Source organism: Microbacterium aquilitoris (genome assembly GCF_031932285.1).
GTDB classification, from domain to species: domain Bacteria; phylum Actinomycetota; class Actinomycetes; order Actinomycetales; family Microbacteriaceae; genus Microbacterium; species Microbacterium aquilitoris.
This window is the reverse complement of record NZ_JAUZVT010000001.1, coordinates 143,949-166,974: the sequence shown is the minus strand read 5'-3', so window position 1 is coordinate 166,974 and position 23,026 is coordinate 143,949. Positions and strand designations below refer to the sequence as shown.

Below are 23,026 nucleotides of genomic sequence, written 5' to 3'. Positions count from 1 at the left end.
CGACACTCACCGCGCGGCGCTGTCGAGCCCCATCGCGTAGGCGTGCGGCACAAGCGACCCCGTCGCGGCGAGCAGCGAACCGAGAACCCGCGACCGGACGGCGTCGGCGCCGCGTGACACCGGCCGACCGAGCCCCATGTTCACGGCCGCCATCCGGCCGGCGACACGGGAGGAGTGCAGGCGGTCGCGTTCCCACTGGGCGAGATCCGCCTCGGGCGCCGACCCGAGCCGCACCCATGCCGCGAGAAGGGGCGCGAGGGTCGCGGCATCCAGCAGACCCAGATTGAGGCCCTGCCCGCCGATCGGGCTGATCTCGTGTGCCGCATCCCCGATGACGAACAATCGATCGCGACGCATCGACGGAGCGAGCACGCGCCGCACGCCGAACGCGGTCGCCTCACTCACGACGTCCGCGGCCTCGGCTTCGCCGCGCGTACGCATCGCGTCCTTCAGCCGGCGAGCCAGCGCATGCGGCTCGAGCGATCCGCCGGCATCCCACGCGACGAACCGGCGCCGCCCGTCCGGCAGCGGGAACGACTCCAGCACGCCTCCCGGAGCCAGGTGCACGAGGGCGGTCTCGGCATCCTCACGCGGCGGGAGGGCGGCATCCGTCATCAGATACCTATCCGGGTATGCAGTCCGCCGGAGCGCATCGGGGCGGTACACGAGGTCGCGCGCACCGACACCCCCGGCGACCACGACGATCGGCGCGACCCGCTCCCCGTGATCGGTCTCGACCCGCACGCGAGCGCCGTCGGGCGCCACGCGCGTCACCGTCACGCCGCGTTCGGGACGCGCGCCGTCGCCGCGCAGGGCCGCCTCGGTCTCGACCTGCGGCAGCGTCGCGACGTACGGATGCCGCGCGTCGAGCCTCCCGAAGTCGACCACGCCGATCGCGCGCCCGCCGCTGCGCGCCTCGCCGCGGCGCACGCGGACCGCCCGGGTCAGGATGCGGTCGGTCGCCCCGCCGGCTTCGAGTGCAGCGAGCGTCGGGGCGTGCAGACCGATGGCCCGCGATCCGCCGCCGGCGGCGGGGCGGCGCTCCAGCACGGCGGCGTCGACGCCGAACCGCGCCAGCTCGGCCGCGAGCAGCGTGCCGACCGGGCCGGCGCCGATGACGAGGACCTCAACCATCGCCGTCCGCCACCGCGAGCAACCGGAACGGCGCCGGCGAAGCCACTCGCCACGGCTCACCCAGGGCCGAACGGAGTTCGCCTGCGCGATAGCTCCGGCGGATCGACCGCAGTCCGTCGGTGCGGAGGAAAGTCCCGCGCTCGAGCGCCGTGATCCCCATGCCGTAGAGCGCATACGCCAGAGCGCCGCGCTCGATGTCGGCGTGCATCACGGTCCCGTCGGCGAGCGCCCGGGTGTCGACGGCGAACTCGGTCAGCTCATCCGCCTCGAGATGATGCAGGACGTGGTTCGACAGGACGAGGTCGAACGTCTCACCGTCCGCGCGGAGGCTCGCGGCATCCGTGGCGGCGAAGCTCACCCGATCGCTCGCGCGCGTCCGCGCCACCTCGAGCGCCCGCGGGTCCGGATCGATCCCGAGCCAGTGCACGTCGAGCCCGTCGCGCTCCGCCCACTGCGCGAGTCGCGCGATCACGTCTCCGCCGCCGCTGCCGACGTCGAGCACGCGGGCGGGTCGTCCGAGGCGCTGCAGCCGGGGGCGGATGCCGAGCCGCCAGACCCGGCCCCACCCGCCGATCGCGCGGTTCACGAGGTCGAAGCGTTCGAGGGTTGCCGCGAGCGCGACCGGATCGCAATCCGGGTCGTCCATCAGTTCGCGGAGGGCCGCGTCGCGTTCGGCGAGGTTCATGCCGCCGCCCGCCGGAATGTCAGCCGTGCCGCCTCGAGGGTGAGCCCGGGGCCGAACGCGAGCGTCGCCACCCGGTCGCCGTCGTCGAGGTCGCCGGCGAGCAGCGCGCCGAGGATGAACAGGATCGTCGCGCTCGACATGTTGCCGTAGTCGCGGAGCACGTCGCGCGACACCGTCAGCGCGTCGGCGGGCAAGGCGAGACCCGTCTCGACGCGGTCCAGCACGCTGCGACCGCCGGGGTGGACCGCCCAGGTGTCGACGCCGTCGTCGCCGAGGAACGACTCGACCGCGCCGCGGATCTCGCGACCGATGATGCGGGGCACCTCCGCCGAGAGGATCATCTCGAATCCGGTGTCGCCGATCGTCCAGGCCATGTCCTTCTCACCCTCGTCGGTCAGCACGGTCGCGAACCGATCGAGCTCGAACGAGACCCCGGTCGCGCGCGACGCGTCCGCGCTGACGATCGCCGCGGCGGCACCGTCGGCGAAGACGGATGCCGAGACGATCTCGTCGTGGTCCGCCGGGGTCCGCACGTGCAGTGAGCAGAGCTCCGCGCAGACGACGAGAACCACGGCGTCGGGGTGGGCGGCGCAGATCTGCGATGCCGTTCGGAGCGCGGGCACGGCGGCCGCGCACCCCATGAACCCGAGATGTGAGCGCGCGACGGTCGTCGGAAGCCCCAGGTCGCGGACGAGGCGGTAGTCCGGCCCCGGCGCGAACATCCCCGTGCACGACACGGTCACCACGTGGGTGACCTCGGCCGCATCGACGGATGCCGCAGCCAGAGCCTTACGCGCCGCCTCGGCGAACAGCGGCGGGGCCAGTCGGATGTACGCGTCGTTGCGCGCCCCGGTCGAGGGCGACAGCAGGTCGCCCGTCGCGGTGACCGTCGGCATCCGCTCGTCGCCTTCGGGCGCGGCCGTCGCAGCGGCGGCTGCGGCGAGATCGTCGAGCACCGTGTGGCGGGTCTCGATCGCCGAGGCGTCGAACGCGGCGCCGATGAGGCGCTTGGTGAGGCGATCGGCGCCGGGTTGCCCGGCGAACAGATCGCGCACCTGGTCCTGTCGCAGGCGGGCGCGGGGCACGGCGGTGCCGATCGACAGGATCCGGGTGGTCATTGCCTCACCGTAACCGCCGGAGGCGCGCATGGCGCCGCGGGTTGACCGTGGCGGACCTATGTGGGCTGTCGCAGCGGCAGGCGGAGGGTGAACGTCGCCCCGCGGCCCGGGGCGCTGTCGACCCGGATGCTCCCGGAATGCGCGACCGCGATGGTCCGGAGGTTCGTCAGGCCCAGGCCGAAGCCCTGCACCTGACGGGCTCGGGCCTCGGCCGTGCGGTAGAAGCGGTCGAACACGCGCCGCTGCTCGGCGTGGGTGAGACCCGCGCCCGGGTTCGTGACGGCGATCTCGACGACTGCGCCGTCGGTGCGGCAGGCCACCGTCACCACGCCGTCCGGCTGGCCGAACTTGACCGCGTTCGTCACCAGTTCGGTGACCGCGACGAGCAGCTGCCGAGCGTCCGCCTCGACGACGACGGTGCCCGGGCCGACGATGTCGATGCGCATTCCGCGGGCGGATGCGGCAACCCGCGCCTCGCCGACGGCCTGCCGCACGACCTCCGCGACGTCGACGGGGGCGATCGTGAGCTCCTTGACCGTCTCGGTCGCGTGCAGCAGGTCGCCGACGCGGTGGAAGAGGTCGTCGGTCTTGCGGGAGACGATCTCGATGTACCGCTGCAGCTTCTCGTCCGACGGATCGGCGGCGTCGGCGAGCAGATCGAGGAAGCCGGTGATGCTCGTGATCGGCGTCCGCAGCTCGTGCGAGACGGTGCGCAGGAACTGTTCACGCACCTCTACCGCGTCTGCCAGTTCGGTGACGTCGTACGCGACGATGACGGTACCCAGGAGGCGGCCGTCCTCGCTGTGCACCTGGCCCGAGGACGCGAGGATCGCGACCTGCGAGTCGGCCGGGCCCAGCCACTCGACGTGGTTGTCGATGACCTCTCCGCGCAGCGCACGCGGGATGATCTGCTGGTCGTAAGGGATTCGGCTCACCCGATCGGCGGCGAGCACGTCGTCGCCGGCGTAGGGCGGTTCGTCGAGACGGAACCCGACCATCTCGACCATGCGATGGGCGAGCGAATTGGCGACGTCGAGGCGTCCCTCGTTGTCGTAGAAGGCCACTCCTGCGTTCACCGTGTTCAGGATGCCGAGCGCGATCGCCTCGGCATCCTTCGCCTCGCGGAGCGCCTCCTCCTGCGCCCGCGACGCCTCGGCGAGACGGATGCTGTTGCGATGGAGCTGGCGGGCGGCGAGGAACACGACGACGGCGATACCGACAATGAGGGTCGGGAAGGCGAAGACGTTCGCCCAGTCAGCGGGCGTCGTCGGCCAGGCCCCCGTGTACACGTATCGGAAGCCGATGACGAAGACGGCGCCCATGACCGCCACCGCGATGCCGTACCACGGGAAGCCGTAGGCGAGCCAGAGGATCGGGAAGAGCGCGAGGATCGTCACCGCGGGGACGAAGGGCATCAGTTCGGCCCGGAACAGGGCGACGGTGAGGAGGTCGGCCACCGCTATCAGGATCATCCACGCGCGAGTCAACTTCTCCCACGGGACGACCGCCGCGGCGAGCGTCGCCAGGGCCGCGACGGCGAGCCCCGTGAGCAGCGCGACCGTCCGCAGGCTGTCGGGGTGCGCGATCGCTCCCACCAGGGCGATGAAGACGACACCGATCGCGAAGGGCAGTTGCGCACGCAGGAAGACACGCATCCGACCGGATCGGCTGGCTTCCATCTCGAACAGCGGCACCGTCGCCTCGTCCTTCCTTCGACCGAACGTCAGGTACCCGAACGGTATCCCACTCCGGCCGATCCGCGATCACCGATCGGCGACCCACACTTCGACGCCCGATTCGCCCAGGGTGAAGTTGATCGCCGTCCCGGGCGCGTAGGCCTGCCGGGCGGCGGGCGGGCTCAGCGAACTGACGACGGCCGTCACCGAGACGGGGAACGGGCCAGCCCCGCACGTCGAGAGGGTCTCGCCGATGGTCGGGTCGGCGGCCTCCTCGGGGCTCACGATGCTGAGGCACCGCACGGGATTCGGGTCGGCGGGGGTCCCGACGGTGTTGGTGAACACCGAGAAACCCCGGAAGTCCGCGTACCGGCGACTGTCGGAGTCGTTCTGCGGGCGCAACGGGACGAGCTCGGACAGCCGGGTCACCTCGGTCGCATTCGGATACCGCGGCACGTCTCGCGGGACCGACAGGGTGACGGCCACGGTCGCCGCCACGAGACCGACGGCGCCCATGGCCACGGCGGCGGGTTTTACCCACCGCGGCCAGCGCCGTGGGGCCAGATACGGGCGCTCGGCATCACCGCCGGTGAGCGCGCCGGGAGGGTCCGTCTCGGCCGGACCGGGGGCGTCCGGGGCGCTCTCGTCCTCGTCGTCTGCGCCGGGCGCGACGCTCGGCGCCCGCACCGCGCGCGTTTCGAGCTCGCGCAGGCGCTGCAGCGCTGCAGCATCCCCTGCGATGTCAGCGGTGCGCCCGTAGGCGCGTTCGCGCAGGCGGGCCAGCTCGGCGGCGTCGTCGTCGTCCATCGGGACTACTAAACCAACAACGCGACCCCATCGGGGCGGAATGATCGAGAAGCGGCGGGCGCCGCGACCGGTCAGTCGTCGACGAGCACCGATTCGGCGACGGGGCGCCGTTCGCGGGGGGCTTCCTCACGGGCGCGCAGGTCGTCGCCGGCCGCGTCGATGTCGCCGAGCGGGCCGACGGCCATCACGGTGATCGCGCGCTGGTCGTCGGCCAGACCGAAGGCCTCCGCGACGCGGTCGGCGTGGAACCCGCCCATCTGATGCGTGCTCAGCCCGTTCGCGTGCGCCTGGATCGTGAAGTGCGCCGCAGCCTGGCCGACGTCGTACGCCGCCCAGCGCAACTCCTTGCCGTCCTGCCGGGTCGTCGCGACGAACACGACGAGAGCCGCCGCATCCGCCGCCCATGCCCGGTTGAACCCCATCAGGGTGTCCACCACGCTCGCGTGGGATGCCGTTCCCCGTCGCGCGACGATGAAGCGCCACGGCTGCGTGTTCGACGCGGACGGCGACCACCGTGCGGCCTCGAGAGCGGACGCCAGCGCCTGCTCGTCGATCGGCGCGGACGCGTCGAAGATCCGCGTGCTCCAGCGCTCGGTCAGAACGTCGAGGATGGGGGCGTCGGTGGATGCGGTGCGATTCGGCATCCGTCTATTCCATCACCACCGACGATGCCTTGGCCTCGCCGAGCCCTTAGGACGTGGCCCAGTCGGACGGCCCCGAGGTGCCGGCGACGTACTCGTCGAGAGGGACGCGCCCGTCCCGCCAGGCGTCGATGACGGGCTGGACGATGTGCCAGCAGTCGACGGCGGCGTCGCCGCGCACTGACAGCATGGCATCGCCGTCGAGGATGCCCGACAGCACTTCGGCATACGCCTTCAGCGCCCCTGCGCCGAGTTCCGCCTCGAGCGTCACCTTCTCGAGTTCGAGCGGGTCGGCCTCGCCGTTGACGTTCAGGTCGAGCGCGATGGAGTCGGGTCCGAGCGAGAAGCGCAGCACGGTCGGGCCGGGGTCGCCGGTGAACCCGCGAGGGAGGTGCCGAACGGGGTGGAAGCGCACCTCGACCTTCGCCTCGGCGTTCCCGAGGGCCTTGCCCGAGCGGAGCGTGATCGGAACGCCCTGCCACCGGGCGTTGCGCACCTCGACCGTCATCTCGGCGAGCGTCTCGGTCTCGCGGCTCGGGTCGACGCCGGGCTCGTCGACGTACGAGGGGAAGTCGCGGCCGTCGACGGCGCCGGCGGTGTAACGCGCGCGACGCGACGAGGCCACCGGATCGTCGCCCCAGACGGCGGTGGCTCGCAGGGCGGCGCCCGTCGCGTCGCGGAGGTCCCGTTCGTCGAGGGATGCCGGGGGCTCCATCGTGACGAAGGCCATCACCTGCAACAGGTGGCTCTGGATCATGTCGGTCAGCGCGCCGGCCTTGTCGTAGTAGCCCGCCCGCCCCTCCAGCCCGAGTGGTTCGTCGAACTGCACGAGGATCGACGCGATGTGATCCGCCGACCACGCCGGTTCGATGAGCCGGTTCGCGAAGCGGACGCCCAGCAGGTTCAGGACCGTCGAGCGGCCGAGGAAGTGGTCGACGCGGAACACCTGACGCTCGGGCACGAGCTCGGCGAGCGTCGCGTTGAGGTGCTCTGCGGTGGCGGCATCCGACCCGAACGGCTTCTCGAGCGCGAGGATCGTGCCCTCGGGGATCGTGACCGAGCGGAGCGCATCGCACGCCTTCGCGGCGACGGCGGGCGGCACGGCGAAGTAGAGCGCGGGCCGGCCCTCGGCGGCATCCAACAGCTTCTGCAGTTGATCAGCGTCGGTGATGTCGGCCCGCGTGTAAGTCGTGTCCGACAAGGTCTCGAAGGCGGACTCCGAGTCGGTCGTGGCGAACGCCTTTTGCACGGTCTCGCGCCACGCGTCATCGCTCCACTCCTCGACACCCGCCCCCGCCAGCCGCACGCGGCGTTCGGGCTCGCGTGCGAGCAGCTGCCCGAGCGCGGGGAGCAGCAGCCGCGAGGTGAGATCCCCCGAGGCGCCGAGGATGAGCAGGGTCGTGTCGGCCGTCATGGGCGTCACCCTAGCCCCGCTCCCGATGACGACACCCGTCGCGCCTCGTCTCTTGCCCCGCCGCCCGCCGCGAACGACAATGACGTCGATGCCTGCCCCGATCGAGTCCTATGCCCTGCTCAGCAACTGCCGGACGGGAGCCCTCGTGTCGGATGCCGGGAGCCTCGACTGGCTGTGCCTTCCCCGCTACGACGACGCGTCGATCTTCGGAGCACTCCTCGGCGACGACGAACACGGTCGGTGGAGTCTCCGCCCCGCGGACTCCGCCGCCACGTCTACCCGCCGCTACGACGGCGACACCTTCGTGCTCGTCACGCGCTGGCAGACGCCGACGGGCAGCGCCGAGGTCATCGAGTTCATGCCGATGCACGACGACACGGATGCCGTCGTCCGACGCGTCGTCGGCATCGAAGGCACCGTCGCCTTCGCGAGCGAGCTGCGCCTGCGTTTCGATTACGCTCGGGCGCTCCCCTGGGTGCGGCAGATCGGGCACGCGGACGCGCCGGTGTTGCTCGCGATCGCGGGTCCCGACGCCGTCGCCGTGCGCGGCCCCCGGCTGCACCCGGACGGCACGATGCACCGCGCCGTGTTCACGGTGGCGGCGGGCGACACCGTCGACTCGGTGCTCACCTGGGACCGGTCGTACCACCGGCATCCCGTCGGGATCGACGTCGACGCCGCGATCGCGCACACCCGCAGGTGGTGGAGCGACTTCGCGGCGGGCGTCGAGGACGGCGGACCCTGGGGAGCCCACGTGGTGCGCTCGATGCTCGTACTCCGTGCCCTGACCCACACCGAAACCGGCGGGATCGTCGCCGCTGCGACGACCTCGCTCCCCGAGGACCCCGGTGGCTCGCGCAACTGGGACTACCGGTTCGTCTGGTTGCGGGATGCCGCCCTCACCCTCGAGGCCTACCTCGCCCACGGCTACACCCGGGCACCGGAGCGCTGGCGCGATTGGCTGCTGCGCGCGATCGCCGGCGACCCCGCCGACGTGCAGATCATGTACGGCCTCGGCGGTGAACGGGACCTCCCCGAACGCGAGCTGACGAGCCTGCCGGGCTACGAGGGATCCGCGCCCGTCCGCGTCGGCAACGGCGCCGTCGACCAGTACCAGGGCGACGTGATCGGCGAGGTCCTCGTCGCCCTCGAGGCCGCCCGCCTCGCCGGGGTGACCGAGACTCCGTCGTCGTGGTCGTTGCAGCGCGCGCTGCTGGCGCAGGTCGTCGCGTGGGTCGACCGCCCCGACCACGGCATCTGGGAGATGCGCGGCGACCTGCACCACTTCACGCATTCCCGCGCGATGGTGTGGGCCGCGCTCGACCGCGGCATCCGCGCGGTGCGCGAGCACGGTCTGCCCGGCGACGCCGACACGTGGGATCGGCTCCGCGATCAGGTGCGCGCCGAGATCGATGCGACCGGGGTGGATGCCGCGGGTGGCCACTTCACGCAACACGACGGCACCGACGAGGTCGACGCCTCGCTGCTTCTCCTGCCCGTCGTCGGGTTCTGCGCCGCCGACGACCCGCGGATGCTCGCCACCGTCGCCCGCATCGAGCGCGACCTCCTGCGCGACGGTTTCGTCATGAGGTATCGCACCGCGGCGGGGACCGACGGGTTGCCCGGCGACGAGCACCCCTTCCTCGCGTGCTCCTTCTGGCTCGTCGAGCAGTACGCGGCGACCGGACGCTTCGAGGATGCGACGCGCCTCATGGACCGGCTCTGCGCCGTCGCGAACGATGTGGGTCTGCTCTCGGAGGAGTACGACCCCGGGGTGGGACGCCACATCGGCAACACCCCGCAGGCCCTCAGCCACCTCGCGCTCGTCGGGGCCGCGGACGCGCTCGCCGGGCACACCGGCCGCGCCGCGCATCGGACCTGACCGGGGTCGACACCGTGGCATCCGATCGTCCGTCAAGGCCGTGCGCGGCGCCGCGGCGCTGACTATCGTCGAGGGCACCGCGTCGGAACCCGGAGGAGGACGCGATGACGGACACATCCGAGCCCCTGCCCGGCGACGTGCTGGCAGAGCGCTACCGCCTTGTCGCGCAGATCGGACAGGGCGGCATGGCGCGCGTCTTCCGCGCCGACGACACGGCACTGGGGCGCCGCGTCGCCGTCAAGGTGCTCCGCCCCGGTGTCGAGGGGGCGGTCAGCGCGCCGGATCGGGCGCGCAGCGAGGTCACCCTGCTCGCCTCGCTCAACCACCCCTCGCTCGTGACACTGTTCGATGCGCACCTCACCGGTTCGCCCGACTACCTCGTGATGGAGTTCGTCGACGGCCCCACGTTGAGTGCGCGCATCGCGGAAGGCCCTCTGCCCACCGCCGACGTCGCCGCCCTCGCCGCAGAGCTCGGCGAAGCCCTGCACGTGGTCCACTCCTCGGGTGTCGTGCATCGGGACGTGAAGCCGTCGAACGTGCTCCTCGCCCCGCCGCACCTTCCCGGTGGGCGGCCCCGCGCGAAGCTCGCCGACTTCGGCATCGCGCTCCTCCTCGACAGTGCGCGGGTGACGACGCCGGGCACGATCATCGGCACTGCCGCCTATCTCGCCCCCGAGCAGGTCGAGGGCCGCGACCCTTCGCCCGCGTCCGACGTGTACGCCCTCGGTCTCGTCCTGCTCGAGGCGCTCACGGGTGAGCGTGCCTATCCGAACACCGACGGGGTGGGCGCCGCCCTCGCGCGCCTGACGACGCCGCCGACCGTTCCCGACACTCTCAGCGAGGGGTGGCGTTCGCTCCTCTCACGCATGACGGCGACCTCGCCCGAGGAGCGGCCCACGGCCCTCGAGGTCGTCCACGCCGCGGAGCGGCTGCGGACCGAGCCGATCGACGGCGCGCCGCCGCTGCCTCCGGTGCGTGCGGCGGTGGCCGCCGGCATCCCCGCCGCCGGCGCTGCCGATTCCCGTCGGGCCGGTGAGGAGACCACGGGGGATGCCCCGACCCGCCGCTACCCCCGCCCTTCAGCGACGGCGGCGACCGTCGCGCTCGCCGGGGCCCCGGCAGCAGCCGGAGCCTCGGCGGCATCCGGCGTCTCGACCGATCGGCCCGAGAAGCGACGGTCGCGTCGCCCGCTCGTGATCGGACTCGCCGCCGCCGCGGTCGCACTGATCACGGCGGGGAGCATCTGGGCGGGATCGCTCGCCGGTTCGCCGCAGCCCGCCTCGACCGACCCCGCGCAGACGGAGCCGCAGGAGTCGGCACCCGCCGAGGTCGTCTCGACGGATCCCACGCCGACCCCGACGCCGACCGTCACGACGACGAAGGTCGATCCCGCTCCCAACGACGACGCGGCCGACGAAGCGGCGAAGGACGCCGAGAAGGCGGCCAAGGACGAGCAGAAGCGGGCGGAGCGCGAGGCGAACAAGGACCGCAAGGGGCCGAAGGACAAGCCGTGAACGACGGAACCGCCCCGCCGCGGCTGCGGACGGGACGGTTCCGATCGAGCCGGACTCAGCGCGCGAGCGCGTCGCGGAGCTTGACGCGGGCACCCATCCGCAGGAGCGAGTTCTCGTAGATCTTCGCGCCGACGAGGATCGCTCCCACGCAGGCGGCGAGCATGACGGCCAGCGCGAGCAGCGGCTCCCACCACTGCGCCTCGCCGACGAAGATCCGCACCGGCATCCCGACCGGAGCCGAGAACGGGACGTACGACATGATCGTCAGCACGACGGGGTTGTCGTTGAAGAAGATCACGAGGAAGTACGGCGCCATCACGATGTAGGTGAGCGGTGTGATCGTCGGTCCGATGTCCTCCTGGCGCGACACCAGCGCACCCGCCGCGGCGAACAGCGCCGCGAGCAGCACGAACCCGAAGAGGAAGAAGACCGCGAACCAGGCGATCGGCCCGCCGAGACCGGCGATCAGGAAGTCCTGGCCCGTGACGGTCAGCCCGATGATCGCGACCGCGGCGATGCCGACGATCTGCCCCATCGCGAGGATCGTGTTGCCGAGCACCTTGCCCGCCAGGAGTGCGCGGGTCGGGATCGCCGAGATGAGCAGCTCGACCACACGCGTCTGCTTCTCCTCGACGACGCTCGTCGCGATCGTCGTACCGAAGGTCAGCGCCGCGGCGAAGAACACGCCGCCGAAGGCGATCGCGATGATGTAGCGGAGGAATCCGTCGGTGTTCTCCGGCTCGAGGATCTCGACCTTCGGGGCGATGCTCAACTGCTGCAGCAGGCTGTTCGACACCGACTCGTCGAAGACCACGGTGTAGCCGAGCGGCTCGTCGCCGCCGGGGATGACGGCTGCATCGACCGTGCCGTCGCGGACGAGATCGCGGGCCTCCTCGGCGGAGGCCGCATCGGTCACGTCGAACGCCTTCGGGTCGGTGATGGCCGACGCCGTCTCGGAGGTGACCGCGATCGGCGTGCGGCTGTCGCTCTGAGCCGAGAAGCCCGCCCAGAGGACACCGGCCAGCACGATCAGGAACATGACGGCGGTGGAGATGATGAACGACTTCGAGCGCAGCTTCGAGCCGAGCTCGCGCTCGGTGACGAGCCAGACGCTCTGGCCGAACGAGGGGGAGGCGGACGTGTTCACTGGATGACCTCCGTGAAGATCTGGGCGAGGGTGGGGCGGCGCGGCGCGAACGTGGTCACGTCGCCCGCGGCGACCGCGCGCTGCAGGACGCGCTGGACGGTCTCGTCGGAGTCGGCCTCGAAGAGGGCGTAGCCGCCGTCGAAGTCGACGACCTCGACGCCCGGCTCGTCGCGGAGCCATCCGGCATCCGTCCCCGAGACGAGTTCGACGCGGCGGGTCGTGTGCTCGGCACGGAGCCCCTCACGGGTGCCGGCGGCGCGGATCGTGCCGCCCGCGATGATGACGAGGTCGTCGCACAGGCGCTCGACGACGTCGAGCTGGTGCGACGAGAACAGCACCGAGGCGCCCTGCGCCGCGCGGGTCTGCAAGACGTTCGCGACGACGTCGACGGCGATCGGGTCGAGCCCCGAGAACGGCTCGTCGAGGATGAGGACCTCGGGGTCGTGCACGAGGGCGGCCGCGATCTGCGCGCGCTGCTGGTTGCCGAGCGAGAGGGTCTCGACGTTGTCGCCGAGGCGCTCGCCGAGCCCCAGCTCCTCGAGCAGAGCGGTCGCGCGGGTGGCGGCATCCGTCTTCGAGAAACCGTGCAGACGGGCGAGGTAGACGATGTGCTCGAGCACCTTCATCTTCGGGTACAGCCCGCGCTCCTCGGGCATGTAGCCGAACAGGCGCCGGTCGGCAGCGGTGACGGGGGCTCCGTTGAGGGTGACCTCGCCGGCGTCGCGACCGAGCACGCCGAGCATGATGCGCATGGTCGTGGTCTTGCCGGCGCCGTTGCCGCCGACGAACCCGGTCAGCCGGCCGGGCGCGACGTCGAAGGCGACGTCGTCGAGGACGCGCCTCGACCCGTAGCTCTTGGTGATCCCGCGTAGCTGCAGCATCCGTTCCTCCTGTGGTCGGTGCGCCACCGGCGGCGGCACGTGTCCCACGTTAGGAAGATCGGATGCCGCGGACCTCCCCCCGGCGGGTGAAACCCGTCCCCTCCCCACGGGGGAGAGGCGTTGTCGGTGCATTCATAGGAATAGGGATGCCGGGGGTCTCGTTGGATTCTGCGATGCCCACCGGCATCCCCATCCACTCTCTTTGGAGGACCCATGACGAATCGCACCATCGGCTACATCGTCGGCAGCATCTCGTCGACGTCGATCAACCGGACCCTCGCCAAGGCGCTCGAGCGCCTCGCCCCCGAGGGCACCACGCTGGTCGAGATCCCGATCAAGGACCTGCCCTTCTACTCGGTCGACCACGACGGGAACTTCCCGCAGGTTGCCGTCGACTTCAAGCAGGCGATCGCGGACGTCGATGGCGTCATCATCGTGACCCCCGAGTACAGCCGCTCGATCCCCGGCGTCCTCAAGAACGCGCTCGACTGGGCCGCTCGTCCGTACGGCCAGAACGCGTTCCACAACAAGCCCACGGCCGTCATCGGCACGTCGGGCAGCGGCGTCGCGACCGCTGTCGCGCAGCAGCACCTCAAGGCGATCCTCAGCCACTTCAACGCGCCGACGCTCGGCCAGCCCGAGGGCTTCATCCAGACCACGCCCGGCCTGTTCGCCGAGGACGGCGAGGTCACGAACGACGCGACCGCCGGCTTCCTGACCGGCTACCTCGAGGCGTTCAACGACCTCGTCGACCGCTACGCGAAGGTCCCCGCGAGCGCCTGACCCTCGCTGCCGGAAGAAGCGGCCCCACCCCGACTCGGGTGGGGCCGTTTCTCGTCAGGCGAGGCCGTAGCGGTGCGCCCAGACGACGGCGGCGACGCGGTCGCGGGCGCCGAGCTTCTGCAGGACGTTCGACACGTGCGTCTTCACCGTCGCCTCGCCGATGTAGAGCTCGCGGGCGATCTCGCCGTTGCTCATCGCCTGCGCGAGCAGCCGCAGCACCTCGACCTCGCGGTCGGTGAGCTCCACCGGAAGGCGGGGCGCGGCATCCGTCTCACGGGGGAGGGATGCCGCCGGTTCCGTCGCGGTCGACGCGAACCGCGCGATCACCCGGCGGGTCACCGACGGCGACAGCAGCGCCTCGCCCGAGTGCGCGAGGCGGACGGCGCTCGTCAACTCCTCGGGGCCGGCGTTCTTGAGCAGGAATCCGCTCGCCCCGGCCGAGAGCGCCTGGAACAGGTAGTCGTCGCGGTCGAAGGTCGTGACGATGACGACGGATGCCGCGATCCCGGCATCCGCCACGATCTGCCGCGTCGCCTCGAGCCCGTCCATGTCGGGCATCTGCACGTCCATGCAGATGACGTCGGGCTGGAGCGTGCGGGCGGCTTCGACCGCTGCGCGACCGTCACCGGCCTCACCGACCACCTCGATGTCGCCCGCCGCCTCGAGGATCATGCGGAACCCCGCGCGCATGACGGCGTGGTCGTCGACCAGCAGCACCCGGATCATGCCGGCACCGCCTGCGACAGCGGCACGCGCACGCGCACGAGGAACCCGCCGCGCGGGCGCGCCCGCGCCTCGAGCGCTCCTCCGGAGGACGTCGCACGTTCGCGCATCCCGACGAGGCCGAGGCCCGCCCGTCCGGAGATCGGCGCACGGCCCTCGTTCGAGACCTCGAGTTCCACGGCGTCGTCGGCGTAGCGCAGCCGCACGTCGGCGGTCGCACCCGGACCGCCGTGGCGGCGCGCGTTCGTAAGCGCCTCCTGCGCGATGCGGTACAGGTTCACCTGCACGAGTTCGGGCGTCGGCACGGGGGTGCCCACGACCGAGAGCGTCGTCGGCAGGCCGTTCTCGTTGGCATGGGCGACGAGGTCCGGCAGGGCGTCGAGGCGGACGGTCGAACCCCCGGGCGCCTCGGTCTCGGGTGTCCGGAGCGTCTCGAGCAGCTGGCGCAGTTCGGTCAGCGCCTGGCGTGCCGAGGACTCGACGCCGGTCAGCGCGGTGCGCGCGGCATCCGGATCCCGGTCGAGCACCGTGCGCGCGGCTCCCGCCTGCACGCCCATCGCCGAGACGTGGTGCGCCACCACGTCGTGCAGTTCGCGGGCGATGCGCACCCGGTCGAGGGCGACCGCCTGAGCGGCCGTCCGCTCGCGTTCCCGCTCGAGCTCGGCGGTGCGCTCTTCGAGGGCGGCGCGCTCCGTCGCGCCCGTGTAGGCGCGCTCGCCGAACAGGTACGCCCCGCCGAAGAAGGCCACGTTGACGAGGAACTGGATCATCGCGAAGGCCGCGAAGGGCGAGAACGGTCCCTCCTGCGACAGGCCGCCCTCGGAGGAGGCCGCGCTCTGGAAGATCGTGATCATCAGCCACACGAACATCGCGACGATGAGCAGGATGCGCACGAGCGCCGCGCGGCGACGATCCGCCACCCAGGAGCCGACCGTGTACATCCCGACGAACAGGGCGACGTTGCCGACGTAGAGCTCGGGGATGCGCGCCGAGACACCGACGAAGAACACGACCGAGACGACGATCAGGGCCGTCATCGGGTAAAGCCGCCGGAAGGCGAGAGGCGCGGTCATGGCGACGGAGTAGAGGAGCCCCCAGACGAGGTCGGGTTGCGCATCGTTGTAGATGCCCGAGACCGATCCCAGGGCTGTGCTGATCATCGCGGCGACGAACAGTCCGGCGGCGAGCCAGGCGTCCTGGCGGCGTTCGGCCGCGGTCGCTGCGCGGCGGAGCATCGATTCGGGCATGCTCTCCACGCTAGAGGGGGTCGCGGGCCCCGGCATCCGTCGCGCGGGGGAGCCGCCGGGCCGTCGTCAGAAGATCATCGGACGGTCGTCGTCGTCCTCGCCGTTCAGATCCAGGTCGACCACGACCGGCACGTGGTCGCTGGGGATCTCGCCCTTGCGCTCGTCGCGGTGGATGGATGCCCCGACGACGCCGTCGGCGAAGGCCGGGGAGCCGAGGATGAAGTCGATGCGCAGGCCCTCGTTGCGCGGGAAGCGCAGCTGCTTGTAGTCCCAGTACGTGTAGCCGGTGGGGACGAGCGGGCGGACGGTGTCGGTGAGGCCGGCGTCGAGCAGCGCCTGGAACGCGCCGCGCTCCTCGGGGGAGACGTGGGTCGACACGCCCTGGACGATCGTCGGGTCGCCGTTGTCGGCATCCGTCGGGGCGATGTTGAAGTCGCCGACGAGCGCGAGGGGCAGGTCGGGGTGAGCGGCGAGCGTCGACTGCGTGTAGGCGCGCAGGGCCTCGAGCCAGTGCAGCTTGTAGGTGAAGTGGGGGTCGTCGAGTCCGCGGCCGTTGGGGACGTAGAGGCTCCAGACCTTGACCCCGTCGATCGTGGCGCCGAGCGCCCGGGCCTCCTGCGGGGCATCCGGTCCCTCATGCCCCTTCAGGAACCCCGGCATGTCGGGGAACGCGTACTCGACCTCGGTGATCGGCTCGCGGCTCGCGATCGCGACGCCGTTCCATTGATTCAGGCCGTGCGCCTCGACGTGGTACCCGGCCTCTTCGAACGCCTCGTAAGGGAACTGCTCGGGCTTGCACTTGATCTCCTGCATCGCGAGCACGTCGATGTTCTCGCGCACGGCGAAGTCGACGGTGCGCACGATGCGCGCGCGGATCGAGTTGACGTTCCAGGTGGCAAGCCGCATGGTCTCCAGCCTAGATCGGGCGTCCGACGCCGTCGGTCCTAGACTCGTCCCGTGACCGTCGCCTCCACGCCCGCACTCGAAGCCGACCGCCAGAGCCTCATCTCGCTCATCCAGGAGGAGGCCGTCTTCCACGGCGACTTCACCCTGTCGAGCGGCAAGAAGGCGTCGTACTACGTCGACATGCGAAAGCTCACGCTCGACCACCGCGCCGCGCCGGCCATCGGGCGGATCATGCTCGACCTCATCCGCGACGTCGACGGCATCGTCGCGGTCGGCGGTCTGACGCTCGGCGCCGACCCCATCGCCAACGCTGTCATGCACGAATCTGCGCGTACCGATGCACCGCTCGACGCGTTCGTCGTCCGCAAGGAGCCCAAGGACCACGGCCGCGGCCGTCAGGTCGAAGGAGCGGATGTCGTCGGCAAGCGCGTCATCGTCGTCGAAGACACCTCGACCACCGGCCAGTCGGCGCTGAAGGCCGTCGAGGCGCTGCGCCGCGAGGGTGCCGAACCCGTCGCCGTCGCCGTCATCGTCGACCGCAAGACCGGAGCGCAGGCCGCGGTTGAGGCGGAGGGTCTCACGTGGCTCGCCGCGATCGACCTCGACGACCTGGGACTGCAGCCGCAGTAATCGGTCTACTTGGGCTCGAGGTCGTCCCAGGGTTTGCGATCGTCGCGATCGTCGCCGCGTCGGCGCACCGCACCCACGATGATGACCACGAGTGACGTGACCAGCGAGAGTCCGACGACGGCGAACAGCAGATTCTGCTCGAGTCCGTTCATGCCTCAACTCTCCCACGAAGGGATGCCGCGACGCGGCGCCCGAGCGTAGGGTCGAGGGTGTGGCGCGAAACGACTGGGACCCCAACGATCTCCCCGATCTGAGCGGCCGTCGCTACCTCGTCACCGGGTCGAACACGGGCCTCGGATTCTTCTCCTGCCTGCAGCTCGCCGGCGCCGGTGCCCACGTCGTCATGACGGCGCGGAACCCGTCGAAACTGTCACGTGCGCGCGCCGCGATCCTGGCGCAGGTGCCGGATGCCGACCTCGAGACGCTCGCGCTCGACACCAGCAACCTCGGCTCGGTGCGCGCCGCCGCGGCGACCGTCCGCGGCCGCGTGGGACTGCACGGCGTGTTGTTCAACGCCGGGATCGTGCACCCGCCGAAGACCCGTGAAGTCACCCGTGACGGCCACGAACTCGTCATCGCCACGAACGCCCTCGGCCACTACGCGCTTGCGGGTGCCCTCCTTCCCGCGCTCGCCGCGGCGCGGGGCCGGATGGTGTGGCTCGGCTCGGTCGCGACGAAGCTCTTCCCGTGGGATCCGATCGACCCCGAACTCGTCGACGACTACACGCCGTGGCGTGCCTACGTGCAGTCCAAGGTCGCGACGTCGGCGCTCGGTTTCGAGGCCGACCGGCGGCTGCGGGCGGCATCCGTCCCCGTCGCGAGTCTCGTCGCCCACCCGGGGTACTCCCTCGGCGGTCGTACCCGGCGGATCGCGGGGGTCAGTGTGCCGTCGCGACGCAAGCGGTTCCTCGGCGGGCTGCAGGCCGCGGTCTCGCAGTCGAAGGAGAGCGGCGCATGGGCTCCCGTCCGGGCGCTGATCGACCCCGAAGCCGAAGGCGGGCAGTACTGGGGGCCGGCGCGCACGTACACGGGGTCGCCCGTGCTCGTCCGCCCGTCGCGGGTCACGATCGATCCCGACGTCGGCGCCCGCATGTGGCACTACGCCGAGCACGCGACGCGGGCCGAATGGCCCTACCTCAAGGGCCGTAAGCTGCGCCTGCGCTGACGCTCAGGCGGTGAGCCACACCGCGCGCGCGGCGGCGGGCGGCAGGTCGATCGTCGGGCCGCCGTCGACCTGCACGGCGTCGCGCCCCGTGGCGGTGACCGTGTGGCCGACGTCGAGGCCGACCTCCTCGAGCGAGCGCAGCAGCGCGGGGTCGCGATCCGAGACCCGGAGCACCCGTCCGGTGTGCCCGATCGTCGCCTCGGCGAGCAGGACGAACGGCTCGCGCTCGACGCTGCCGTCGGGTGCCGGGATGGCGTCGCCGTGCGGGTCGAACCGCGGATGCCCCAGCCGCGCGTCGATCCCCGCGAGCAGCCGGTCGCTGATCGTGTGTTCGAGGACCTCGGCCTCGTCGTGCACCTCGTCCCACGCGTAGTCGAACTCGCGCACGAGCCACGTCTCGATGAGGCGGTGCCGTCGGATCACCGCGGTCGCGCGGCGGGTCCCGGCATCCGTCAGCGAGATCGGACCGTAGGGACGGTGCGACACGAGACCCTGAGCGGCGAGCTTCTTGATCATCTCGGTCACCGACGAGGGTGCGAGTCCGAGTTCGGCGGCCAGCACCGAGGGAGTGACGGGATCGGTCTGCCACTCGGTGTGGTGGTAGATCGTCTTCAGATAGTCGTCGACGGTGGACGCGGGCACGCGCCCCAGATTATCCGCCGGCCGATCGCGAACCGAACGCGGCGACATCCTGAGCCGGCGATCCCCGCCCCACGTCACCACGACTGACCCACTCGCGGAGAAGCGCCCTCTCGGCCGCGCTGAGATCCGTCAACTCGTCCGCTACAGCCCGGAGCTGGATGAGAAGGGCATCGACAGGACGAGAGGATGTCTCACCCCGGCCCTCGACGATGCGGCCGAGAATGGCGTCCAGCATGTCGTCGGACAGCGTCGACATGCGCTCCGCGTCGGCGGGCGAGGTGAGCAGTGAGCGGATCACCCCGTCGCCCGCCGCGCGGATCAGGTCTACCGCTCTCTCCTCGGTGACCAGCAGGACTCCCGCCGCCGCAACCGCTCGGACGCGCACTGTCAGGACGTCGGGGATGCCCGTCGGCGCGGAGGCGTCGGCTCCTCGACTCGCCCGGGTGGCGTCGTTCATGAGGAGATACAGCCCCGGATTGGCGAGCCCGAAGTCGATGTGTGCTCGCCATGCTGTCCTTAGAGCAACGACGGGGTCGGCGTCGTCGTCGGCGACATCCTTCGATCGGGCATAGGTCTCGAGGACGTAGGCGGCGACCGCCCGCACCAGACCCTGCTTGTCTTCGAACAGGCGGTAGATCGTGGGGGCCTGCACGCCCGCCCGCACAGCAACGGCGCGGGTGGTCATCGCGGCTGCGCCGCCCTCGGCGATGAGCTCGCTGGCCGCGAGGAGGATCGTCTCCCGCAGACGATGCCGTTGGGTGTCCTCTTCCTCGGTGCTCATGGTTACGACGATACCGTCTCGATGTTACTGTCGATATTATCAGCGATAACACTTCACCGATATCACCGATAGAGCTCAGAAGGATGGTCAGCCATGTCGCAAAAGATCACGATCGTCGGACTGGAGGAGCACATCGCGCTTCCCCTCGTGTTGGATGCCTGGGAGCGCGCCGGCGTCCACCCCAACCCGCACGGCGGGTGGGGGGATGATCCCTTCGCGCGTCGACTTCGCAGCACCGGAGAGGAACGCCTTGCCGACATGGACGACCAAGGGATCGACGTGGCCGTTCTCTCACTGAACTCGCCCGGGGTCCAGAACCTGTCTGCCGCTGACGCGCCCATCGTCGCCCGCGACGCGAACGATCACCTCGCCGCAATCGTCGCGGAATATCCCGACAGGTTCCAGGCATGGGCCGCGATCCCCACGGCTGATCCGACCGCGGCAGCCACGGAGATCGAGCGGGCCGTCACCCGACTCGGCATGGTCGGCGCGATGCTCTACGGCCGGACCGGCGATGTCCTGGCGGATTCGCTCGCGTACGACGAGATCTACGCGAAGGCCGTCGAACTCGGCGTGCCCCTGCACTTCCACCCGCAGGTACCCACTCCCGGGGTCATCGACTCCTACTATTCGGGTCTCGGCCCCGCTGGCATGGGACTGGCCACCGCCGGACTCGGGTGGTACTACGACCTCGGCATCCAGTACATGCGGATGATCTTCAGCGGCGTCTTCGACCGCCACCCCGACTTGCAGGTCGTTGCCGGGCACTGGGGCGAGTTGGTGATGTTCTACCTCGACCACACCGGCATCATGGCCCACAATGCGGACCTCGAGCGCCCGCTGCTCGATTACTGGACGCAGAACTTCTGGATCGCCGGCAGCGGCACCGTGTCGGAGCGTTACCTGCGCTGGACCGCCGAGGTCGTCGGCACGGAGCGTATGGTCTACTCCACCGACTACCCGTATACGTTCGGCACCCGGCCCGGCGGGTTTCCTTTCCTCGACACCTCGGCCGGGGTCGGGCGCAGCTTCCTCGAGGACTCCCCCTTCACCCACGAACAGAAGGTCGCCATCGGATCCGGAAACTGGGAGGCGCTGCGGGCCCGGCGGCGATGACGGCCAAAGGTCGTGTCGTCACGAGCCGAACAGGGTGAGCCAGAGCAGCAGCCCGTTGAGCGCGACGAGGAAGACCGACGCCAGGATTCCGGCGGCCGTCGTCCACGCCCGGTTGCGGTACGCGCCGAGCACGTCCCGCTTCGCGGTGAGCGAGACGAGGGGGATGAGGGCGAACGGGATGCCGAAGCTCAGCACGACCTGGCTGATGATCAGCGCGAGCGTCGGGTCGACGCCGACCGCGAGGATCGCGAGCGCCGGCACGAGCGTCACGAGGCGGCGCGCGAGGAGCGGGATGCGGACGCGCAGCAGGCCGTGCATGATCTCGGCTCCCGCATACGCGCCGACCGCGCTGCTGGCGAGGCCGCTCGCGAGGAGCCCGACGGCGAACAGCGTCGCGACGACCGGACCGATGCCGTTCTGCAGCGCCGCGTAGGCGCCCTCGAGACTGTCGGTTCCCGGGACGCCCGCGAGGTTCGCCGCCGCCAGCAGCAGGATGCCGAGGTTCACCGTCCCCGCGATGGCCAGGGCGATCGTGACGTCCCAGCGCGTGGCGCGGAGCACCCGGCGGGTGTCGAGGGCCGCGCCCGTGGCCGCGGCATCCGCTCGACGGCTCTCGGCAGGACGGAAGCGGTCGCGGGCGAGCGAGCTGTGCGCGTAGATCGCATGCGGCATGATCGTCGCCCCGAGGATGGATGCCGCCAGCAGCACCGATCCGGTCCCCTCGAATCGCGGGAGCAGGCCGCGGGCGACGCCGGACGCCTCGGGCGGGCCGATGAAGACGCCGTAGGTGAAACCGACCGCGATGATCACCATCAGGCCGATGATGACGAACTCGAAGGTGCGCGCGCCGCGGCGGGATTGGATCAGCAACAGCGCGATAGAGACGGCGCCCGTGATGAGCCCGCCCCACACGAGCGGCACGCCGAACAGCAGCCACAGGGCGACCGCACCGCCGATGATCTCGGCGACGTCGGTCGCCATCGCGACGAGCTCCGCCTGCAGCCAGTACGCGCGGCGAGCGGTGTGCGTGCGGAAGCGGGCGCCGAGGAGTTCGGGAAGGCTCCGCCCCGTCACGATGCCGAGCTTCGCCGACAGGTACTGGATCAGCCAGGCCATGACGTTGCCGAGCACGACGACCCACACCAGCAGGTAGCCGTAGCGGGCACCGGCGGTCATGTTGCTCGCTACGTTCCCCGGGTCGAGGTAGGCGACTCCCGCGACGAGTGCCGGCCCGAGCAGCCACGCCGCACGAGGGCCGCGCACTCGGGACGCGGCATTTTTCGGCATACCGAAAAATCTAACAGGGCCAACGGATGCCCGGAAGCACCGTCGTGGCTTCGGCGAGCTCAGCCCGTGGGGGACTCGAGCTTGTACCCCACGCCGTGCACGGTGATGAGTTTCGCCGGCCGCTGGGGGTCGTCCTCGATCTTCAGTCGCAGGTTCTTCACGTGGGTGTCGATGGTGCGCGGGCCGATCCACTGCGCGGAGCCGTGCAGCCGGTCGAGGAGCTGCGACCGGCTGAGGACGATGCCCGACTGAGTAGCGAACTCGAGCAGCAGATCGAACTCGGCCCGGGTCAGCTCGACGGGTCGCGCATCGACGGTCACCGTTCGGCGCTCGGGATCGATGACGAGGCCCCCCACGACGACGTCGGTGCGGATCGTCGTGGCAGGCAGCGCCCGCCGCAGCAGGGCGCGGACGCGACCGACGAGTTCGCGAGGGCTGTAGGGCTTCGTGACGTAGTCGTCGGCACCGAGCTCGAGACCGAGAAGCAGATCGTTCTCGGTCGACCGCGCCGTGAGGATCAGGATCGGCAGCTCGTGCATCTCTTCGCGAAGCGTGCGGCACAAGGTGAGCCCGTCGAGTCCGGGGAGCATCACGTCGAGGATCAGCAGGTCGGGGGAGGAGGCGCGGATCGAGGTCAGTGCGATGGCTCCGTCGTCGATGACCTCGACATCGTGCCGTTCGCGCTCGAGGTATCGGCGGATGAGCTCGGACTGCAGGGCGTCGTCCTCGACGATCACGATGCGGGCCACGTCATCGACTGTAGGCGCGCGACCGGAGCGAAGACGGTCTCGGCACCGCACGCTCACATTCCCTTCACAACCGGCGATCACTGTGGGGGCAACGACAG

23 protein-coding genes are annotated in these 23,026 nt (G+C 70.9%); 6 read left to right on the top strand and 17 right to left on the bottom strand.

The features are described 5' to 3' along the window. Positions 1-6: 6 nt before the first annotated feature. The 7 genes from Q9S78_RS00770 to Q9S78_RS00740 all read right to left on the bottom strand — a co-directional run bounded on the left by Q9S78_RS00770 (position 7) and on the right by Q9S78_RS00740 (position 7,484). Positions 7-1,134: an FAD-dependent monooxygenase gene (locus tag Q9S78_RS00770; protein WP_311868213.1), complete on the bottom strand. Its 1,128-nt coding sequence runs from the start codon at positions 1,132-1,134 to the stop codon at positions 7-9. Beyond that, on the bottom strand, positions 1,127-1,819 hold the full coding sequence (locus tag Q9S78_RS00765; RefSeq protein ID WP_311868210.1) for a methyltransferase domain-containing protein: 693 nt from the start codon (positions 1,817-1,819) through the stop codon (positions 1,127-1,129). The genes Q9S78_RS00770 and Q9S78_RS00765 overlap by 8 nt, the downstream gene beginning before the upstream one ends. Further along, a complete protein-coding gene (locus Q9S78_RS00760) occupies positions 1,816-2,937 on the bottom strand; it encodes a type III polyketide synthase (RefSeq protein ID WP_020098486.1) in 1,122 nt (373 codons plus the stop codon). The genes Q9S78_RS00765 and Q9S78_RS00760 overlap by 4 nt, the downstream gene beginning before the upstream one ends. A gap of 56 nt (positions 2,938-2,993) precedes the next feature. Further along, positions 2,994-4,631 carry a sensor histidine kinase gene (locus tag Q9S78_RS00755; protein ID WP_116227637.1) on the bottom strand — a complete coding sequence of 546 codons (1,638 nt, stop codon included), beginning with the start codon at positions 4,629-4,631 and terminating at the stop codon, positions 2,994-2,996. A 69-nt stretch (positions 4,632-4,700) separates the two neighbouring features. Then, positions 4,701-5,420, bottom strand: a complete 720-nt coding sequence (locus Q9S78_RS00750) for a hypothetical protein (protein ID WP_311868203.1) — start codon at positions 5,418-5,420, stop codon at positions 4,701-4,703. A 71-nt stretch (positions 5,421-5,491) separates the two neighbouring features. Next, positions 5,492-6,064 carry a nitroreductase family protein gene (locus Q9S78_RS00745; RefSeq protein ID WP_311868200.1) on the bottom strand — a complete coding sequence of 191 codons (573 nt, stop codon included), beginning with the start codon at positions 6,062-6,064 and terminating at the stop codon, positions 5,492-5,494. 46 nt (positions 6,065-6,110) lie between these two features. Further along, the gene (locus Q9S78_RS00740) at positions 6,111-7,484 is read right to left on the bottom strand and encodes a glucose-6-phosphate dehydrogenase (protein WP_376716523.1); all 1,374 of its coding nucleotides are present in this window, start codon (positions 7,482-7,484) and stop codon (positions 6,111-6,113) included. 70 nt (positions 7,485-7,554) lie between these two features. Between Q9S78_RS00740 and Q9S78_RS00735 the strand changes: the two genes are divergently transcribed. Together Q9S78_RS00735 and Q9S78_RS00730 are read left to right on the top strand one after the other, a co-directional pair. Then, positions 7,555-9,357 (top strand): glycoside hydrolase family 15 protein, encoded by a 1,803-nt coding sequence (locus Q9S78_RS00735; RefSeq protein WP_311868195.1) that lies wholly within the window; start codon positions 7,555-7,557, stop codon positions 9,355-9,357. A gap of 104 nt (positions 9,358-9,461) precedes the next feature. Then, the gene (locus Q9S78_RS00730; protein ID WP_311868193.1) at positions 9,462-10,871 is read left to right on the top strand and encodes a serine/threonine-protein kinase; all 1,410 of its coding nucleotides are present in this window, start codon (positions 9,462-9,464) and stop codon (positions 10,869-10,871) included. A 55-nt stretch (positions 10,872-10,926) separates the two neighbouring features. Here Q9S78_RS00730 and Q9S78_RS00725 read toward each other — a convergent pair whose 3' ends face one another. Together Q9S78_RS00725 and Q9S78_RS00720 are read right to left on the bottom strand one after the other, a co-directional pair. Then, a complete protein-coding gene (locus Q9S78_RS00725) occupies positions 10,927-12,018 on the bottom strand; it encodes an ABC transporter permease (protein WP_311858171.1) in 1,092 nt (363 codons plus the stop codon). After that, positions 12,015-12,899 (bottom strand): ABC transporter ATP-binding protein, encoded by an 885-nt coding sequence (locus tag Q9S78_RS00720; protein WP_311858170.1) that lies wholly within the window; start codon positions 12,897-12,899, stop codon positions 12,015-12,017. Before Q9S78_RS00720 ends, Q9S78_RS00725 begins: the two co-directional genes overlap by 4 nt. A gap of 213 nt (positions 12,900-13,112) precedes the next feature. On the opposite strand from Q9S78_RS00720, the gene Q9S78_RS00715 reads away from it, so the two are divergent. Continuing rightward, complete coding sequence (locus Q9S78_RS00715; protein ID WP_018187570.1) at positions 13,113-13,682, top strand: NADPH-dependent FMN reductase; 570 nt, start codon at positions 13,113-13,115, stop codon at positions 13,680-13,682. 54 nt (positions 13,683-13,736) lie between these two features. Here Q9S78_RS00715 and Q9S78_RS00710 read toward each other — a convergent pair whose 3' ends face one another. The 3 genes from Q9S78_RS00710 to Q9S78_RS00700 form a co-directional block, all read right to left on the bottom strand. After that, complete coding sequence (locus tag Q9S78_RS00710) at positions 13,737-14,408, bottom strand: response regulator (RefSeq protein WP_311868190.1); 672 nt, start codon at positions 14,406-14,408, stop codon at positions 13,737-13,739. Next, the gene (locus Q9S78_RS00705; RefSeq protein WP_311868188.1) at positions 14,405-15,652 is read right to left on the bottom strand and encodes a sensor histidine kinase; all 1,248 of its coding nucleotides are present in this window, start codon (positions 15,650-15,652) and stop codon (positions 14,405-14,407) included. Before Q9S78_RS00705 ends, Q9S78_RS00710 begins: the two co-directional genes overlap by 4 nt. A 66-nt stretch (positions 15,653-15,718) precedes the next feature. After that, entirely contained in the window at positions 15,719-16,558 is an 840-nt protein-coding gene (locus Q9S78_RS00700) for an exodeoxyribonuclease III (protein WP_311868186.1), read from the bottom strand. Between the two features lie 51 nt (positions 16,559-16,609). Here Q9S78_RS00700 and pyrE point away from each other — a divergent pair, with 51 nt between their 5' ends. Next, positions 16,610-17,188, top strand: coding sequence for an orotate phosphoribosyltransferase (gene pyrE, locus Q9S78_RS00695; protein ID WP_311868184.1), 579 nt, complete (start codon positions 16,610-16,612; stop codon positions 17,186-17,188). 5 nt (positions 17,189-17,193) lie between these two features. Here pyrE and Q9S78_RS00690 read toward each other — a convergent pair whose 3' ends face one another. Next, positions 17,194-17,340, bottom strand: coding sequence for a hypothetical protein (locus Q9S78_RS00690; RefSeq protein ID WP_311858149.1), 147 nt, complete (start codon positions 17,338-17,340; stop codon positions 17,194-17,196). Positions 17,341-17,399: 59 nt separating this feature from the next. Here Q9S78_RS00690 and Q9S78_RS00685 point away from each other — a divergent pair, with 59 nt between their 5' ends. After that, on the top strand, positions 17,400-18,353 hold the full coding sequence (locus tag Q9S78_RS00685) for an SDR family NAD(P)-dependent oxidoreductase (protein ID WP_311868182.1): 954 nt from the start codon (positions 17,400-17,402) through the stop codon (positions 18,351-18,353). A 3-nt stretch (positions 18,354-18,356) separates the two neighbouring features. Here the strand turns inward: Q9S78_RS00685 and Q9S78_RS00680 are convergent, their stop codons facing one another. Beyond that, positions 18,357-18,995, bottom strand: a complete 639-nt coding sequence (locus Q9S78_RS00680; protein ID WP_018187563.1) for a metal-dependent transcriptional regulator — start codon at positions 18,993-18,995, stop codon at positions 18,357-18,359. 10 nt (positions 18,996-19,005) lie between these two features. Beyond that, positions 19,006-19,776, bottom strand: coding sequence for a TetR/AcrR family transcriptional regulator (locus Q9S78_RS00675; RefSeq protein ID WP_116227616.1), 771 nt, complete (start codon positions 19,774-19,776; stop codon positions 19,006-19,008). A 93-nt stretch (positions 19,777-19,869) separates the two neighbouring features. Between Q9S78_RS00675 and Q9S78_RS00670 the strand changes: the two genes are divergently transcribed. Continuing rightward, entirely contained in the window at positions 19,870-20,892 is a 1,023-nt protein-coding gene (locus tag Q9S78_RS00670; protein ID WP_116227615.1) for an amidohydrolase family protein, read from the top strand. Positions 20,893-20,910: 18 nt separating this feature from the next. Here the strand turns inward: Q9S78_RS00670 and Q9S78_RS00665 are convergent, their stop codons facing one another. Together Q9S78_RS00665 and Q9S78_RS00660 are read right to left on the bottom strand one after the other, a co-directional pair. Continuing rightward, complete coding sequence (locus tag Q9S78_RS00665; protein ID WP_311868176.1) at positions 20,911-22,179, bottom strand: Nramp family divalent metal transporter; 1,269 nt, start codon at positions 22,177-22,179, stop codon at positions 20,911-20,913. A 59-nt stretch (positions 22,180-22,238) separates the two neighbouring features. Beyond that, the gene (locus Q9S78_RS00660) at positions 22,239-22,928 is read right to left on the bottom strand and encodes a response regulator transcription factor (RefSeq protein ID WP_311868174.1); all 690 of its coding nucleotides are present in this window, start codon (positions 22,926-22,928) and stop codon (positions 22,239-22,241) included. Positions 22,929-23,026: the final 98 nt, after the last annotated feature.